This is a genomic window from Agarivorans sp. 1_MG-2023 (assembly GCF_030548385.1).
GTDB lineage: Bacteria > Pseudomonadota > Gammaproteobacteria > Enterobacterales > Celerinatantimonadaceae > Agarivorans.
In genome coordinates this window covers 53,721-70,387 of record NZ_JAUOSJ010000014.1, presented here as the reverse complement: position 1 = coordinate 70,387, position 16,667 = coordinate 53,721, and the positions used below count along the sequence as shown (strand labels likewise).

At 45.7% G+C, this 16,667-nt stretch carries 13 protein-coding genes; 3 read left to right on the top strand and 10 right to left on the bottom strand.

The window, feature by feature from the left end; all coding sequences use genetic code 11:
* Window positions 1-45 precede the first annotated feature (45 nt).
* The 4 genes from accC to Q4592_RS18080 all read right to left on the bottom strand — a co-directional run bounded on the left by accC (window position 46) and on the right by Q4592_RS18080 (window position 3,865).
* A complete protein-coding gene (gene accC / locus Q4592_RS18095; RefSeq protein ID WP_137673829.1) occupies window positions 46-1,389 on the bottom strand; it encodes an acetyl-CoA carboxylase biotin carboxylase subunit in 1,344 nt (447 codons plus the stop codon).
* Between the two features lie 12 nt (window positions 1,390-1,401).
* Window positions 1,402-1,854, bottom strand: coding sequence for an acetyl-CoA carboxylase biotin carboxyl carrier protein (accB, locus tag Q4592_RS18090; protein WP_137673830.1), 453 nt, complete (start codon window positions 1,852-1,854; stop codon window positions 1,402-1,404).
* A 35-nt stretch (window positions 1,855-1,889) separates the two neighbouring features.
* A complete protein-coding gene (gene aroQ / locus Q4592_RS18085; RefSeq protein ID WP_137673831.1) occupies window positions 1,890-2,336 on the bottom strand; it encodes a type II 3-dehydroquinate dehydratase in 447 nt (148 codons plus the stop codon).
* Between the two features lie 143 nt (window positions 2,337-2,479).
* A complete protein-coding gene (locus Q4592_RS18080) occupies window positions 2,480-3,865 on the bottom strand; it encodes an MATE family efflux transporter (protein WP_303515796.1) in 1,386 nt (461 codons plus the stop codon).
* A gap of 142 nt (window positions 3,866-4,007) precedes the next feature.
* Here Q4592_RS18080 and Q4592_RS18075 point away from each other — a divergent pair, with 142 nt between their 5' ends.
* On the top strand, window positions 4,008-4,850 hold the full coding sequence (locus tag Q4592_RS18075; RefSeq protein ID WP_303515793.1) for an AraC family transcriptional regulator: 843 nt from the start codon (window positions 4,008-4,010) through the stop codon (window positions 4,848-4,850).
* Between the two features lie 9 nt (window positions 4,851-4,859).
* Here Q4592_RS18075 and Q4592_RS18070 read toward each other — a convergent pair whose 3' ends face one another.
* On the bottom strand, window positions 4,860-5,501 hold the full coding sequence (locus Q4592_RS18070; protein WP_137673834.1) for a TetR/AcrR family transcriptional regulator: 642 nt from the start codon (window positions 5,499-5,501) through the stop codon (window positions 4,860-4,862).
* Window positions 5,502-5,679: 178 nt separating this feature from the next.
* On the opposite strand from Q4592_RS18070, the gene Q4592_RS18065 reads away from it, so the two are divergent.
* Window positions 5,680-6,918, top strand: a complete 1,239-nt coding sequence (locus tag Q4592_RS18065; RefSeq protein ID WP_303515790.1) for an efflux RND transporter periplasmic adaptor subunit — start codon at window positions 5,680-5,682, stop codon at window positions 6,916-6,918.
* Between the two features lie 8 nt (window positions 6,919-6,926).
* Window positions 6,927-10,112 (top strand): efflux RND transporter permease subunit, encoded by a 3,186-nt coding sequence (locus Q4592_RS18060; RefSeq protein ID WP_303515787.1) that lies wholly within the window; start codon window positions 6,927-6,929, stop codon window positions 10,110-10,112.
* A gap of 80 nt (window positions 10,113-10,192) precedes the next feature.
* Here the strand turns inward: Q4592_RS18060 and Q4592_RS18055 are convergent, their stop codons facing one another.
* The 5 genes from Q4592_RS18055 to Q4592_RS18035 all read right to left on the bottom strand — a co-directional run bounded on the left by Q4592_RS18055 (window position 10,193) and on the right by Q4592_RS18035 (window position 16,362).
* A complete protein-coding gene (locus tag Q4592_RS18055) occupies window positions 10,193-10,558 on the bottom strand; it encodes a rhodanese-like domain-containing protein (protein ID WP_303515784.1) in 366 nt (121 codons plus the stop codon).
* 158 nt (window positions 10,559-10,716) lie between these two features.
* Window positions 10,717-12,669, bottom strand: a complete 1,953-nt coding sequence (acs, locus tag Q4592_RS18050; protein WP_303515781.1) for an acetate--CoA ligase — start codon at window positions 12,667-12,669, stop codon at window positions 10,717-10,719.
* 288 nt (window positions 12,670-12,957) lie between these two features.
* A complete protein-coding gene (locus tag Q4592_RS18045) occupies window positions 12,958-13,764 on the bottom strand; it encodes a family 16 glycosylhydrolase (RefSeq protein WP_303515778.1) in 807 nt (268 codons plus the stop codon).
* Window positions 13,765-13,921: 157 nt separating this feature from the next.
* On the bottom strand, window positions 13,922-14,554 hold the full coding sequence (locus Q4592_RS18040; RefSeq protein WP_137673839.1) for a 3'-5' exonuclease: 633 nt from the start codon (window positions 14,552-14,554) through the stop codon (window positions 13,922-13,924).
* Window positions 14,555-14,562: 8 nt separating this feature from the next.
* Window positions 14,563-16,362 (bottom strand): DUF294 nucleotidyltransferase-like domain-containing protein, encoded by a 1,800-nt coding sequence (locus tag Q4592_RS18035; protein ID WP_303515774.1) that lies wholly within the window; start codon window positions 16,360-16,362, stop codon window positions 14,563-14,565.
* Window positions 16,363-16,667 lie beyond the last annotated feature (305 nt).

Here is a 16,667-nt window from a genome sequence, read left to right as displayed (position 1 = left end):
AAGGCCCTAAGCATGCTTAGGGCCTTTTTAGTATCAGCTTGTTGCTTATTGCATGCCGAGTTTTTTCTCAAGGTAGTGGATGTTTGCTCCACCAAATTGGAAGTTTTCGTCTTGCATAATTTTTTGCTGAAGCGGCACGTTAGTTTTGATGCCGTCAATCACTAGCTCTGACAATGCGTTCTTCATACGAGCAATCGCTATATCACGGTTTTCACCGTAAGTGATCAGTTTACCAATCATTGAATCGTAGTAAGGCGGCACTGAGTAACCTGCATAAACGTGTGAATCCCAGCGAATACCCATACCACCTGGTGGGTGGAAACGGTTAATGCGGCCTGGAGATGGGATAAAGGTTTCCGCATCTTCAGCGTTAATTCGACACTCAATGGCGTGACCCGTTAGCTTCACTTGATCTTGGCTAAACGACAGTGGTTGGCCAGCAGCAATGCGCAGTTGCTCTTTGATTAAGTCGATACCTGTCACCATTTCGGTAACCGGATGCTCAACCTGAATACGGGTGTTCATTTCAATGAAGTAGAACTCGCCGTTTTCGTACAAGAACTCAAAAGTACCTGCACCACGGTAGTTAATTTCAATACAGGCACGAGTACAGCGCTCACCAATATTGCGACGCATATCTTCAGTGATGCCTGGCGCTGGCGCTTCTTCTACCACTTTTTGGTGGCGACGTTGCATAGAACAATCACGCTCACCTAAATGAATTGCACCGCCTTGGCCATCAGACAATACTTGAACCTCCACGTGGCGTGGGTTTTCTAAGTACTTCTCCATGTAAACAATATCGTTACCAAAGAACGAACCAGCTTCAGTACGGGTTAAATCAACAGAAGTATGTAGTTCTTCTTCTTTGTGAACCACACGCATACCACGACCACCGCCGCCGCCAGCAGCTTTAATAATAATCGGGTAACCAATGCGTTTAGCAATGGCAGCATTTTGCTTTTCATCGGTGCCTAGTGGGCCATCTGAACCAGGTACACATGGTACACCGGCTTTTTTCATGGCTTTAATTGCTTCAACCTTGTCGCCCATCATGCGAATGGTTTCAGCTTTAGGGCCGATGAAAACAAAACCACTTTTCTCAACTATTTCAGAGAATTCGGCGTTTTCAGACAAGAAACCGTAGCCCGGGTGGATCGCTACTGCATCAGTGACTTCAGCGGCAGCAATAATGCGCGGAATGTCTAAATAACTTTCCGATGCTGCAGGCTTACCAATACAAATTGATTCATCGGCTAACAATACGTGTTTTAAATCACGGTCGGCTGTTGAGTGCACAGCAACGGTTTTAATGCCCAATTCTTTACAGGCGCGCAAAATCCGCAGGGCAATTTCACCACGGTTAGCAATAACTACTTTATCTAGCATACAAATGCCTCTTTATTCGATGATGAATAGCGGTTCATCAAATTCAACAGCTTCACCGTCGTCAACTAAGATGGCTTTTACTACACCAGCTTTGTCAGCATCAATCTGGTTCATCATTTTCATTGCTTCAATGATGCACAAGGTATCGCCTACGTTTACTTGCTGGCCTTCTTGCACAAACGGTTGTGCTTCAGGTGAAGATGAACGGTAGAAAGTACCTACCATTGGCGATAACATTTTGTGACCAGATGCCACAGCTTCGCTGGCAGCTGGCGCTGCAGGAGCATTAGCAGGAGCGGCAACTGGCGCTGGCGCAGCAATAGGTGCTGGGGCGTATACTGCTTGCGCGGCACCACTAAAATTACGGCTAATGCGTACTGCTTCTTCACCTTCAGTGATTTCTAATTCAGCTACACCAGATTCTTCAACTAATTCGATTAATTTTTTAATCTTGCGAATATCCATAAGGGCTCTCTTTATCGTATTAGGTTAATTAACAACTATTGCTGCAGCTTGTTTAAGGCTGCAGTCAAAGCAAATTGATATCCTTGGCTACCCAAGCCACAAATCACTCCCTCAGCTTTGTCTGCTAAGTATGAGTGATGGCGGAAAGGTTCACGTGCGTGCACGTTAGACAAGTGAATTTCTATAAAAGGAATATTCACACCGAGCAGAGCATCACGCAGCGCCACACTGGTATGAGTAAAAGCCGCAGGATTGATGATAATGAAGTCAATCTCGCCCATGGCTTGATGAATGCGATTAATCAGCTCGCCTTCGATATTGGATTGAAAATCCTGAAGGCTAACACCCATGTCATGGGCTTGAATGCGTAGCTGCTCAACAATGTCGTCTAAACTCTGGTGACCGTAAACCTCGGGTTCACGCTTACCAAGAAGATTAAGATTTGGACCATTGAGTAACAAAATAGAGAATTTATTAGTCATTTTCGTTGAAAAGCCAGCTTAAATTATAGAACGTGTCGGTTTCTGAAGATTAGCACATTTATCAATGGTAAATGTGCTAAGTCATCGACATTTTCGGTAATTATAGTGTTTTCGCAGAAAATGGCAGCATTTTTCTGGTCTAATCAGTTCGTTTCGGCGAGAGGCTCTGTTGTTAGGTTACGTAGCCATTTCTTTTGGTTCATTCGCCAAAAGCACAACATAGCCTTAAATACTTCTTCGCTTAGGGCAATACAGAAGGCAGTAATTAAGCTCACATCAAACACAAAGATTGCGATAGACGTTAGCATTAAACCCACTCCCCATTGGCAGAAGGTATCCGACATTAAGCAAAAACCATTATCACCACCGCTACGTAAAATACCGTTAATTAGCACCATGTTGAAGATGCGTAACCAGGTAGAGGCGGCCAAAATTAGCACCAATTGTTGTGCGAGTTCCAAGGTTTCAGACTCTAGCGCGCCAAACAAGTTCAATAAAGGGTAGCTTAATAGCCACACTGCAACACCAATAGCGATAGCGGCAATTGGGCTAACCAGTAAGGCTAAACGTGCATCAACCCAAGCTTGGTTAAACTGGTTCGCGCCTAGTTTATTACCCACCATAATGGAACAAGCAGCAGAAAAGCCCATGAAACAAGAAATAGCCATGCCTTCAATAGGGCTGATCAAGCTCATTGCTGCTAAGGCATTGGTGCCTAGCTGACCATATAAGGTGGCAAATACAAATACACCGCTAGACCAAATGCTAAAGTTGATCACTAAAGGCAGTGCCAGCTTGGCGTATTTGTTTACTTCTGCGCGGCTAAATTGCCAAAAACCAATCATTGATACTTTTAGTAGTGGGTGCGATTGCCACCATAAACTGATAACCAATACCACAAGCTGCAATAAACGGGCAATCACTGTTGCTACGCCTGCGCCAACAATGCCCATTGCAGGGAAGGGTCCAAAGCCAAAAATAAGCACCTGGTTTAATAGAATATTAGCGACTACCGCAAAAATACTAATGTACAGCGGGAGTTTGGTATTGCCGCTAGCACGCAAGGCAGACTCAATCACAATCACGGGTAGGGTGAATAAGATCATCAACGCGGTGGCGCGAATGTAGTCACTGCCAATGGCAACCAAGTGTGCGTCGCTGCTGCCCCATTGCATAATGGTGCTTGGGCTAAAGACCATAAATGCCAAGGTGGTAAGGGTAAATATAAGCCCTGCATAAAACGACAGTGCCACAGTGCGGCCAATGGCGTTCCAGTTCTTAGTTCCCCAGTGCTGAGCACTTAAAATAGCGCAAGCAGTAGAAAAGCCATTCAAGATGACGATTGCTACAAAAAACGCACGACCAGCGTAACCTACTGCTGCCACTTCGGCATCACCTAAAGTAGCAACCATAAGTACATCCACTAGGCCTAACAGGCTTAGCAGTACTGCTTGTAAAGATATTGGCCAAGCTAGGCGCCAGAACTGCTCTAGCCATGAGCGATTCAATGTAATAGGAGATGCTTGCATAACAACCTCAAAACGTGACTTGCATCAGATAAAAGCTATCCGCTTGAAAACGGTAACCAGAAATTATGGGCGCGATACTATCTTATATATAAGAACTTCCACATAATTGAAGCTATCTAAAATATGTTCAAAACTATCATTTATGAATGAGCAGCATTGGCAAGACAAGTTTGATATAGGCCCCGCCTGCGTTGAACGCTTTTTAACCACCGAGCGTTTTTCTGAGCTGGCTAAGCTTCAAGTTAATTTAGCGGGGGTATCTTATATTCGAGGCGAGTACTTCGTTAGTCGACGAGCCCCGCAAGAACACTCAATTTTAATTTCTATGGCGGGTGTTGGCAGTTTGCATACGCCAGAAGGACGACAACGCTTGGGACCCAATGAAGTGGTGATTCTGCCCGCGGGAACCGATTATTCGTTTAGCTTGGCGAGTCATTTTTGGCGACATAATTGGTTTCAGTTTTCGGCTGATATCTCTTGGTACCGTTTCCCTAAAAAAGCCAAGGTAATGAAGATTAACTCCAGCCAAAATATCGATAAGTGTTTGAAGCTACTGTTAGATGAGGAAGGCAAAACCAAGGCAGACCCACTGGTGGAATCAGCGTTAACCCAATTGCTTAAACGCTATTTATTACAGTTGCTCAAACCTTTGAAGAACCAAGAGCCTAGCCCCTTACATAATTTGGAGCAGCAATTGCGCTCTTCATTGCACTATCCGTGGACAGTGAGCGAGATGGCGCAGCGTTTATCGGTATCTGAAGCGCATTGTTATCGCTTATTTCAACAAGAGTTTAAATGTAGCCCTAAACAATACCTTACCCGTTTACGCTTAGAGCATGGCAGCTATCTATTACGCGAAAGCCGCTGGTCTATCGACGTTATCGCTAGCCAGCTGGGCTATCAAGACGGCTTTGCTTTTGCTCACCGCTTCAAAAAAAGCTTTGGGGTATCTCCGGGGCGTTATCGTAGGCAAAGCCAAGCTTAGCGTTAAGCATTATCGTTGTAAGCTTGCAGCCAATTTGGCCACACTCACTCTCTTAAAAGTGTCTAAAGTAAGTTCTGCCACTTGTTGCAACTGTTGTTGGCTTGCGCCGTTGGTGGCATGCACATTTAAACCTTGTAAAACGGTGGCAAGATAATGGGCTAGCGCTTCTGGGTCAGCATCTGGGGCTAAATCTTGCTCTTGTTGGGCGCGTTCGAAGCGTTGTTGAAGGGCAATACTGCCTTCGGCTCGGCGAGCTTTAAGGGCTTCTTTAATGGTGCTGGCCGATTCGCTGCAAGATAAGGCTCCCTGCACAATCACACAACCTTGTGGTTGGTCTGGGTCGCTTAAGTTAGCCACCGCCCCCTTCAACATAAAATCAACTACATCGTAAATGGTGGGTTGCTCGAGAGCAGGGTAAAAAAAGGCTTGGGGACGTTTTTCGTAGAGTTCTATCGCTTGCAGAAATAGTTGTTCTTTATTGCCAAATGCAGCGTACATACTGGGTTTATTAATGCCCATTGCTTGGGTGAGCTCATTGAGTGAGGCGCCTTCGTAACCTTTTTGCCAAAACACCTCTAGCGCTTTTTCTAATGCATCTTCTGCATCAAAACTACGAGGGCGACCGATATGCGAACAACATTTGGGAGACATTTTGTAACCTTGGTTTACTTTCTACGCTGATCATAGCTAAGCCAAATAGCCCTGTCTAGATAAATGCATACCGACCGGTACAAAAAGTTCTTGATCTTGATCATGTTTCAGAACTAATATACCAAGCAGTACAAAACATCTAGTAATTATCAATTATTCATCACTTGAGGGATCAGAGATGGCTTCAGTTTTTGATTTAACAAAAATCATCGCAATAAGTGCATTAAGCATATCGTTAATTGGCTGCGGTAAACCCGAAGCGGCTACTCAGCAAACCCCTCCACCTCCCAGTGTAGATGTTGCAGAGGTTCTGCTAGAACAAATTACCGAAACAGATTTTTACACCGGTCGCTTACAAGCTCCGCAAACCGTAATGGTGGTACCGCGTGTATCGGGCTATATCGACCAAGTGTTGTTTAATGAGGGCAGCGTAGTAACAAAGGGCGAAGTGCTATTTAAAATCGATAATCGTATTTTTGCTGCTGAAGTTGAGCGTTTAGAAGCCGAATTAGTAAGCGCTAAAAGTAGCTTAGATTTGGCGAAAAAAGGCTATAAACGGGCCCAAGCCTTGAATAAGAAAAATGCTATCTCAGATGAAATCTTAGATAGTCGCTTCTCTGCCAGGGAGCAAGGTGCAGCGGCAGTAGCGTCAATCACCGCGGCCTTATCTCGTGCTCGCCTTGATTTAGATTTTACCGAAGTGCGCGCTCCTATCGCTGGTCGGGTCTCTAATGCGCTGATCACCGAAGGTAACTACGTAAACCTAGGTTCAAGTCAGTTAACCCGGATTGTATCTATCCAGCATATGTATGCTTATTTTGACGTGGATGAACAAAGTTTTCTTAAATACCAAGAGCTGAACAATGTGATTCCATTGTCTGACAGTCAAGATTCGATTGCCGCTGTGCAAATGGCCTTGGCGGATGACAGTGTGTTTAAACATTTGGGTAAAATTGACTTCATTGATAACGCTTTAACGGGTGCAACTGGCACCATTCGCCTACGTGCTCGCTTTAACAATCAAACTGGCGAGTTACGCCCTGGTATGTTTGCTCGTTTGCAAATTGCTGGCAGCAGCCGTTACCAAGCAGTGTTAATTGATAATAAAGCTGTAGGTACTGACCTCAATAACAAGTTTGTTCTGGTATTGGACGATAATGACCAAGTGCAATACCGCCCCGTGGTATTAGGCGAGCAAATCAATGGTTTGCGAATTGTGTCGCAGGGGTTGTCTGGTTCAGAGCGGATTGTGGTTAACGGCATTCAGCGAGTGCGCCCACAAATGCAAGTTACCCCGGTACCTGCCAGCATGGCCAGTGATGAAGTCATATCGGAGCTTCGTCAGTCTCAGCGTTTGTTAGAGCAGCAGCATCAACAGTTAAGTCTTAACGCCAAGTTATCAGTTCAACAAGGATAAGTTAGCTTATGTTTTCTCAGTTTTTTATTAAACGGCCGATCTTCGCCGCAGTTATCTCCTTGCTGATGTTTATTGGTGGAGCAATTGCAGTGTGGCAACTGCCGATTACCGAATACCCCGAAGTGGTGCCGCCTACCGTAGTGGTGACTGCAAATTACCCAGGCGCCAACCCAAAAGTGATTGCCGAAACCGTGGCTTCGCCGCTGGAACAGGAAATTAACGGCGTAGAAGATATGTTGTATATGTCTTCGCAGGCGACCTCTGATGGCCGCATGACTCTGACGGTGACTTTTGCCATTGGCACCGATGTAGACCAAGCACAAAGCCAAGTGCAAAGCCGGGTCGACCGGGCTACGCCGCGCTTGCCTTTGGAAGTGCAGCGCTTAGGTGTTGTGACCGAAAAATCGTCACCCGATTTAACCATGGTGGTTCACTTAAGTTCGCCAGAAGATCGTTACGACTTGTTGTACTTGTCTAACTATGCGGCGCTTAACGTAAAAGATGAACTGGCTCGTATTGAAGGGGTAGGCGCGGTGCGCTTGTTTGGCGCTGGCGACTACAGCCTACGTATTTGGTTAGACCCTAATAAAGTGGCATCTCTTGGGCTTAACCCTAATCAAATTATCGCTTCTATTCGTGAGCAAAACCAACAGGCAGCTGCCGGCAGTTTGGGTGCTCAGCCTAGCGGTGAATCTGATTTTCAGATACTGATTAATGTAAAAGGCCGTTTAAATACCACCGAAGAATTTGAAGATATAATCATCAAAGTCGGTGATAACGGTGAAGTGAGTCGGCTTAGAGATGTTGCCCGAGTCGAACTTGGCGCAAGCAGCTACGCCTTGCGTTCGTTGTTAGATAATAAAGACGCCATTGCTATTGGGGTATTCCAAGCCTCTGGCTCGAACGCGATTCAAATATCTGAAGACGTACGTGCTCGCATGGCTGAGCTGGAAAAGAGTTTCCCGCAAGGCTTGAGCTACGACACGGTATACGATCCCACGGTATTTGTTCGTGGCTCGATAGAGGCGGTAGTCAAAACCTTGTTTGAAGCAGTACTACTTGTGGTGCTAGTGGTGGTGTTATTCCTGCAAACTTGGCGTGCGTCGATTATTCCGTTAGTGGCGGTGCCTGTTTCTTTGGTAGGTACCTTTGCCTTTATGCACCTAATGGGTTTTTCGCTCAATGCCTTGTCGTTGTTTGGTTTAGTGCTGGCGATTGGTATTGTGGTGGATGACGCCATTGTGGTGGTTGAAAACGTTGAGCGAAACATTGCCGAAGGCTTAAGCCCGGTGGCTGCGACTCAACAAGCGATGAAAGAAGTGACCGGCCCGATTGTAGCAACTACTTTAGTGTTGGCAGCGGTGTTTATTCCTACCGCGTTTATGTCGGGATTAACCGGACAGTTTTATAAGCAGTTTGCCTTAACCATTACTATTTCTACCTTTATTTCAGCGATTAACTCATTAACCCTGAGCCCAGCCTTATCTGCTTTATTGCTGAAAGGGCATGACCAGCCGAAGGATCGCTTAACCCGTATTATGGATAGTCTGTTTGGTCGATTTATCTTTGCGCCGTTTAACCGCGTGTTTGACAAAGGCGCAAATGCTTACGGAAGTATTATCAAAAAGACCATTCGTTTGTCGGCTTTAGTGGGTATTATTTATGTTGGTTTATTAGGCTTAACTGCTTACCAGTTTGATACAACGCCAACCGGTTACGTACCGGGGCAAGACAAACAATACTTAGTGGCTTTTGCTCAGTTGCCAGACGCGGCTTCGCTAGAACGTACCGAAGCGGTGGTAAAACAAATGTCGGAAATTGCCTTGGCGCAACCGGGTGTTGAGCACGCAGTCGCCTTTCCTGGCTTAAGCATTAATGGTTTTACTAATAGCCCCAATAGCGCGATTTTATTCACGCCCTTGGCTGATTTTGACCAACGTAAAGATCCAAGCTTGTCGGCTAATGCCATTGCTGGTGCGCTCAATCAACAATTTGCCGGTATCCAAGAAGCCTTTATTGCGATATTCCCACCGCCACCGGTGCAGGGTTTAGGCACTATTGGTGGCTTTAGGTTACAGATTCAAGATAGAGCTAACCACGGTTATGAAGAGCTGGCTAATGTCACTATGCAAGTGATGCAAAGAGCCTGGGGCACACCAGCGTTAGCAGGAGTATTCTCTAGTTATCAGGTTAATGTTCCGCAGCTTGATTTGGATTTAGACCGAACTAAAGCCATGCAGCAGGGAGTATCGGTAGACGAAGTCTTCTCTACCTTGCAAGCTTATATGGGGTCTACCTACGTGAATGACTTCAATAAGTTTGGCCGTACCTATCAAGTAAACGTGCAAGCCGACGAATCGTTTAGGCAATCGCCAGAGCAAATTAGTCAGCTTAAAGTACGCAATATTGATGGTGCTATGGTACCGCTGGGCTCATTTGTTGATGTGGATTATGTAGCAGGCCCTGACCGAGTGATGCACTACAACGGCTATACCACCGCAGAAATTAACGGCGGCCCTGCGCCGGGTTACAGTAGTGGTGAAGCGCAAGCGGCTATCGAGCAAATATTGGCGGAAACATTACCAATAGGCATGACTTACGAATGGACCGAGCTAACTTACCAACAGAAGCTGTCGGGTGATACTGCCATGTTGATTTATCCGCTGGTGATTATCTTGGTGTTTATGGTGTTAGCGGCACAATACGAGAGCTTACGTTTGCCAATGGCGATTATTCTGATCATTCCAATGACTTTGTTGTCGGCGATTAGCGGAGTATTGCTGTGGGGCGGAGATAACAACATCTTCACCCAAATTGGCTTAATTGTACTGGTTGGCCTCGCGACCAAAAATGCCATTTTAATTGTTGAGTTTGCCAAAGAGCTGCAAGACCAAGGTCGCACCGTGATGGAAGCTGTATTAGAAGCTTCTCGCTTACGTTTACGCCCGATATTAATGACTTCAATTGCCTTCATTATGGGAGTGGTACCGATGGTGTTCTCTACTGGAGAAGGGGCCGAAATGCGCCAAGCCATGGGAGTAGCGGTATTCGCAGGTATGATCGGTGTGACGGTATTTGGACTGTTACTCACGCCACTGTTTTATTACTTGCTGGCCAAGCGTACACCAAAGCCTAGTGAAGAAGATGATAAACAAGATTTAGCTATGGCAAACCCTGTGTTTATTGCTAAGTGACCCTGTTTTAATCATTACACATTGAAAAGAAAACGCCGCCGCTTGAGATTCAAGCGGCGGCGTTTTAGTTTTTGTCTTGGTTACTTAGGCTGAGAGGTTAGCATCTCGTCTAGCCCACCACCATTTACCACTTGTTGATAACCCATTGCTTGTAATACCTGCAAGGCGTAACCAGAGCGGTTACCTGAGCGGCAATATACAACGATTGGCTGGTTCTTATCTTTAGTCACTGAAGCAATTTGCTCTGCAATTGCGGTATGTGGAATGTTATAAGCCTGCTCAATATGACCTTGGGAAAACTCTCCTTCGGTGCGTACATCAATCAATAGGGCTTGTTGTTTAAGTACATTTTGCCAAGCTGTATCTGCGCGTTCCGTCGCCTGAGCCCCGGTAATGCTGAAAATACTGCAAAGCCATAAACAGCTTAATATTCGAATCATCTTCATAATGTTCCTTGTAATGAAGTTAATTTCTGCATTGGTCTAGTTCACAGTAGTGTATCGGCACAGCTCGCTTAATATTTTGATCTAAATTCGCTAGCTGGACAGTTCTTAATCAGCATACACAAAAAAGCCGCTAATTTAGCGGCTTTTTTAATCAGCGTTTAGGCTGCGTTAGATTTTTCTTCTATTAGCTTATCGACTACCGACGGATCGGCAAGGGTTGAAGTATCGCCCAATGAGTCGGTTTCATTGGTGGCAATTTTACGCAAGATACGGCGCATAATCTTACCTGAACGGGTTTTTGGTAGCGCTTCTGCCCAGTGTAAAATATCGGGGGTTGCGATGGGGCCAATTTCTTTACGTACCCAAGCTTTCACTTCTTTGTGAAGTTCAGCGCTGGCTTCTTCACCCGCCATGAGGGTGATGTAAGCGTAGATGCCTTGGCCTTTGATTTCGTGTGGTACACCCACAACGGCTGCTTCAGAAATCTTAGGGTGAGCTACCAGTGCGCTTTCAATTTCAGCGGTGCCCATGCGGTGACCGCTTACGTTTAACACATCATCTACACGGCCGGTAATCCAAAAATACCCATCTTCGTCGCGGCGCGCACCATCACCCGTGGTGTAAGTGCCCGGGAAGGTCGAAAAGTAGGTTTGCTCAAAGCGTTCATGGTCACCGTATACGGTGCGCATTTGCCCTGGCCAACTGTCTTTAATAATCAGGTTGCCTTCGGCAGCGCCTTCTAGTTCATTGCCCTCGTTATCAACCAAAGCGGGCTGCACACCAAAAAATGGGCGAGTTGCAGAACCGGGTTTTAAGGCCGTGGCGCCTGGTAGTGGAGTAATTAAAATACCACCTGTTTCGGTTTGCCACCAAGTATCTACAATGGGGCAGCGCTCGTCACCAATCGTGCGGTAATACCATTCCCAAGCTTCTGGATTAATTGGTTCACCTACTGAACCCATAATACGCAAGCTGCTGCGTTTGGTACCTTCGATAGCGGCGTCACCTTGCGCCATTAGTGCACGAATAGCGGTGGGTGCAGTGTATAAAATTGTCACTTGGTGTTTGTCACATACTTCGCTCATACGTGCTGAAGTAGGGTAATTTGGCACACCTTCAAACAAAATGGTGGTGGCGCCGTTGGCCAGTGGTCCATAAACCAAATAGCTGTGGCCGGTAATCCATCCTACATCGGCTGTACACCAGTAAATGTCGCCAGGGTGATAATCAAATACGTATTTAAAAGTCATGGTGGCGTAAAGTAAGTAACCGCCAGTGGTATGTAATACGCCTTTAGGTTTGCCCGTTGAGCCCGAGGTATACAAAATAAATAGTGGGTCTTCGGCATTCATTGCTTCTGGTTCGCAGTCACCAGCTTGATTCTCGGTAATTTCATGCCACCACACATCGCGACCAGCATGCCAATCTACCGAGCCTCCGGTGCGTTTAAGCACTACGACACTTTTAACAAAGGCACAATCTGGGTTTTCTAAGGCTTGATCTACGTTGGCTTTGAGTGGAACGCCTCGGCCACCGCGTACCCCTTCATCGGCGGTAATCACATATTTGGAGTTTGAGTCGATGATTCGACCCGATAGGGCTTCAGGAGAAAAACCACCAAACACAATAGAGTGCACTGCGCCAATGCGGGTACAAGCTAACATGGCAACAGCAGCTTCTGGCACCATTGGCATGTACAAACATACCACTTCACCTTTTTTCACACCTTGTTCTTTTAGCGCGTTAGAGAATTTACATACCTGTTCATACAGTTCGTTGTAAGTGAGCTTGCTGTCTTCTGCTGGGCTATCGCCTTCCCAAATTATGGCTACTTCATCACCTCGTTCTTTTAGGTGACGGTCGATACAGTTAGCGCTGACATTTAGCAGGCCATCTTCAAACCACTTAATGCTGACATGGCCTGGGTCGTAAGAGGTATTTTTTACGCTGTTAAACGGTTTGATCCACTCGAGTAACTCACTACCGTGTTTACCCCAAAATTGGTCTGGCTGAGTAATAGACTCTTGGTACATGTCTAAATACTGTTGGTCGTTTAGTAGGCAGCTTTCTGCAATATTAGGTTTAACCGGGTACAGCTTCTGTTCACTCATGTTCCTCTCCTTGCTTCCTCTTATCGAGGCGGGATATCGTCAATGACGTCTCGGATTTGATTCTAGACTCGCACCGACATAGGTTGTCGACAATTAGACTTTTGGTTAATTATTTGTGAAGAATAGTAAAATGCTTTATTAATCAAAGTGATTTTTTCTGTTGCGAGGTCAAACTGAGAGGCGGCTCACGGCGCTTGAACACTAAATGGTTAGTGCTTCTGGTCAGAGTTGTTATAGCGGAAAAGTGTAGGGAGAAACCCCAGCGCGTAGGCTGAGGTTTGAAACAGCTTACTCGCTGTAGTTGGCAGGCATACCTTCTTCGGTAAGGCTTAGTACTAGCTTACCGTTAACAATGTTGGCGTTGTTTGGCGAGAACGTCACTAAATTTGAATCAAAACCCCAGTCGCCTTTGCCCCAGCGTTTTTCGTCAAAGTTGTTGAAGTCATCACGCCAAGACAGCGAAAACTGGCCGTTGTCTTGGTATTCGTAGTATTCCATCCAATCAACCACTTGGTGTAGCGGTAAGCTGCTTGCTTGGAATTGCCCTACCCAGCCAATGGCTTCGGAGATCCAAATATTCATCCGGTAGCTTTGTGGTATATCACGCATTGCAATCACTTGCTTAGAGGCGCTGTCGTGGCGAACGGTTTCTCCGTCTACTTGCCAAATAATATCGTTGGGTGTCCAGGTGATGGTGTATTCAACAAATTCTTCAAGTTGAGGAACATTGTGTTTCTTTTCACTGTGCACTCGTTTATTCACTTGGCCAGTGATCAAGTTAGTTTGTAATTGGTTTGGGGTTTTACCAATGGCTTCAAAGTCGATTTCGCTCCAAGGGATCCCTTTGCCTTGCCAAGATTCGTTATCGTAGGTAAAAAATGACGATACTACACCAGGGCTAGACACTAGCTTCATGCGAGTAACAAATTTGCCGTATAAGACTTTGTCGTTACTATAAACCTCTGCCCCAAACAGCGGTTTGTCGCTGCGATTTAATGCGCCGGTTTGTGCATGTGTATCTTGGTTGGGTTGTTCTGCAACAGCACATGCCGAGAGGGCTGCGGAAAGTAAGGTGAGTAGGGCGATTTTTTTCATGAATTGTTCCATACATCATAATAATTGCCCTCAATTTAGCGACTTGAAGAGGATCTCTCCAGCGCTATATTGGGTCACTTTCTCAGCCTGTGAGTAAGCGCTAGTTTGTTGAAATAACGATGAAATGCTTTGTCATTTTTAATACAAAAAGTGGCACTTATGCGGAGATAGCTTGTGGAATTGCGTGAGTGGGGCGAGGGCCAAACTGCAGCCGCAGATAAATCATTGCCGCGGTAATGGCGTCGTCAATGGCTTGATGGCGGCCAGACAAGGGGATCCCCAAGGTTTGGCAAATATGGACTAAGTCCAAGTTGGGGCTAATACCTACGTGGTCTACATGCACTTTGTCGGCAAACATGCGGCCAACATCGATTAAAGGATTGACCAACTTAAAGCCATACAATTGGCGACAAAAGCGATTGAGAATGCGTTGGTCGTAAGCTATGTTGTAACCCACTATTGGCCTTGGACCTATAAAATCTAGCAGTTTGGGCAGTGCTTCTTCTAGCTGACTCGCTTGCTCTAAATCGCTGTGGCGTAAGCGGTGAATTTTTATTGAATCGGCGGCTAATTTCTCTGTGGAGCGCACTTTTACATCGAAACATTGGCTCGACAAAATGCGCTGCTCGCGAATAATGACAGCACCAATAGAAACAATGTCAGCCTGCTTGGTATCTAAGCTGGTGGTTTCTAAATCTAAAGCAACAAACTCTGGACCACGGTAGTACTGAAACAGCGTGGCAAAAGGACTATCTCGATATTTTCGTTGGTAAAGCAAACGTTGCAACATCGAACTACCTAATAATCGCGAATATTAAAGTGTAGGGCTAATAACTGTTTAAACTTCTTCACCACATGCAACCCGTGGCGCAATAAATCCCGTTGGCTATGGTTAAGTTGGTCCACTTTTAGTACGTGATAATCTTGGTTCTCATCCACTGGGAATAGTTGCTGGATGCGCAATTTAAAGAACAACAGTAAAGCTTCTTTAAGGTTAGCAGCGGTATCTTCGTCTAGCACTTTTAGCAAGGCGAGTTGTTCGATTCGCTCAAGGGTATTGGTGGGGGCTATCGAGCCCTCTAAGGCGAGCGCTCTTACGCCATGCACGATGGGGAAAATACCGCCCTTCTTAATATCTAAGCCAGCTTGTTTAGACTTGATGTTGCCAAACAAGGTTAAAGGAGTATGGAACTTAAGGGCCGGCTGGGCAAAAAACGCCAGGGTTACACTGCGATTAGCCATTTGTGCCATTAAGTCTTTTCGCAAACGCCGCAGTAGGCTTTTATTACCGGCAATGGCGTGGGCGTCAATCACAATGGCTAGGTTCATCATTGCATCGCCGTGGCCTGTTTCTATCCATTTAGCAATGGTTCGGCTCCATTGACTTTGTTGCTGCACCCATTGTGTGTTGTTCACCATTATGTTGCCAGGGCAAGGTGGGTAGCCTAATTCGAGCAAGTATTCGCTAAACTGATTAAGCTGCTGTTGTTTTTCTGGCCAGTCGTAGCCATCTTCTATCACCAAGCCGTTGTCTTGATCAGTTTTTACTATCTGTTCTCCGCGGCCTTCGCTGCCCATTACCATTAAACAAATATGGTTGTGATGTTGCTGGGGAATACTTAGCTCAAATACGCGGCTAATAATCTGCTCATTCATGGTGGCTAGCAGCTTCATAATAAACAGGGTTCGAATACCGTTGTTACACAGATTTTCTACCAAAGTATTGAGGGTATGTGCGGCTTCGCTCAGCTCTTCAATGGTAGAGGCGCGGGCAATGCGCAGAGCCAATACATGCGAATGGGTAGAGAACAAGCTAAGCAAGTGGGCCATTTCGAGTATGCCAATGATCTTCTGCTGATCCTTCACCACTACTCGTTCAATGCTGTTGCGAGTCATTAGCAGCATGGCGTTAAATAGAAAGTCACCTTTGTTTACGCTAATTAAATTGAAGTTAGCTAACTGACAAACTGGCGTGTCTAAAGATTGCTGCACTAGCACGGCTGCGTGCAGTAAATCGGTGCCGGTTAGCATGCCAAAACAACCATCGTGATTCACCAGCAGTGATTCCAATTTTTGCTCGCGCATAATTAAAGTGGCTTGTTGTAGCGAAGTTTCTCCCTCTATCACAACTGCGGGCTGCACATTGCGTTCATCAATAGTGGTAAGAATAAATTCGGCCAGGTTTTTGTTACCTTCGCGCGATTCAACCAGTTGATGGCGAGTGGCTAAATCTCGTTGAAAGTAATCACCAAAGTCGCTGTTTTCACTCACCAGTTGGCGAAATACTTGGCTGGGAAGGGCGTAACAAAGGGTTTCTTCTAGGGCGATGTAATCGTGTTTGGCGTAGCCGCCAAATTGCGAGCGAACATCAAACCAGTCTTCTACGGTGTAGTGGGCAAATACTTCATCGTTATTGTCGGCACGCTCTTCTACTTGGCCTTTTATTACAATGAATAAGTCGGCGGCGAGTGCGCCCGCAGTAACAATTTTTTGCTGGCTTTGAAAATAATGAATATCTAGGTTGCTAGACACAAGGTCACGCTGCTTAGGCTCAAGCTGATCAAAGGGCGGGTGCTGAAAATTAAAGTCTGAGCTCATTGCCTCACCTAGCAGTTCGGTAAATTAATCACAGTTAAGCTTGTTCTTTTTTGCTAACGTAACCAAGGCGACTTTAGTCTAAACGTGCTCACAACACGGGTTTAACAGAGTAAAGTGGGCTAAATGAGCACTCGAACAGAATGCAGATGCTTACTCTAAGTGACTCATGAAATTGGGCGGGTCTTTTAATCGCTAACGCACGACGATAAGCATTTAGTTTTTGGAAAATGAAAGTCGAGGAAATGGATTTTAGATGCTGATATGTCGCTGAGTGAAGAGTGAAGTTTGGCGGTTCTATCGTTAAT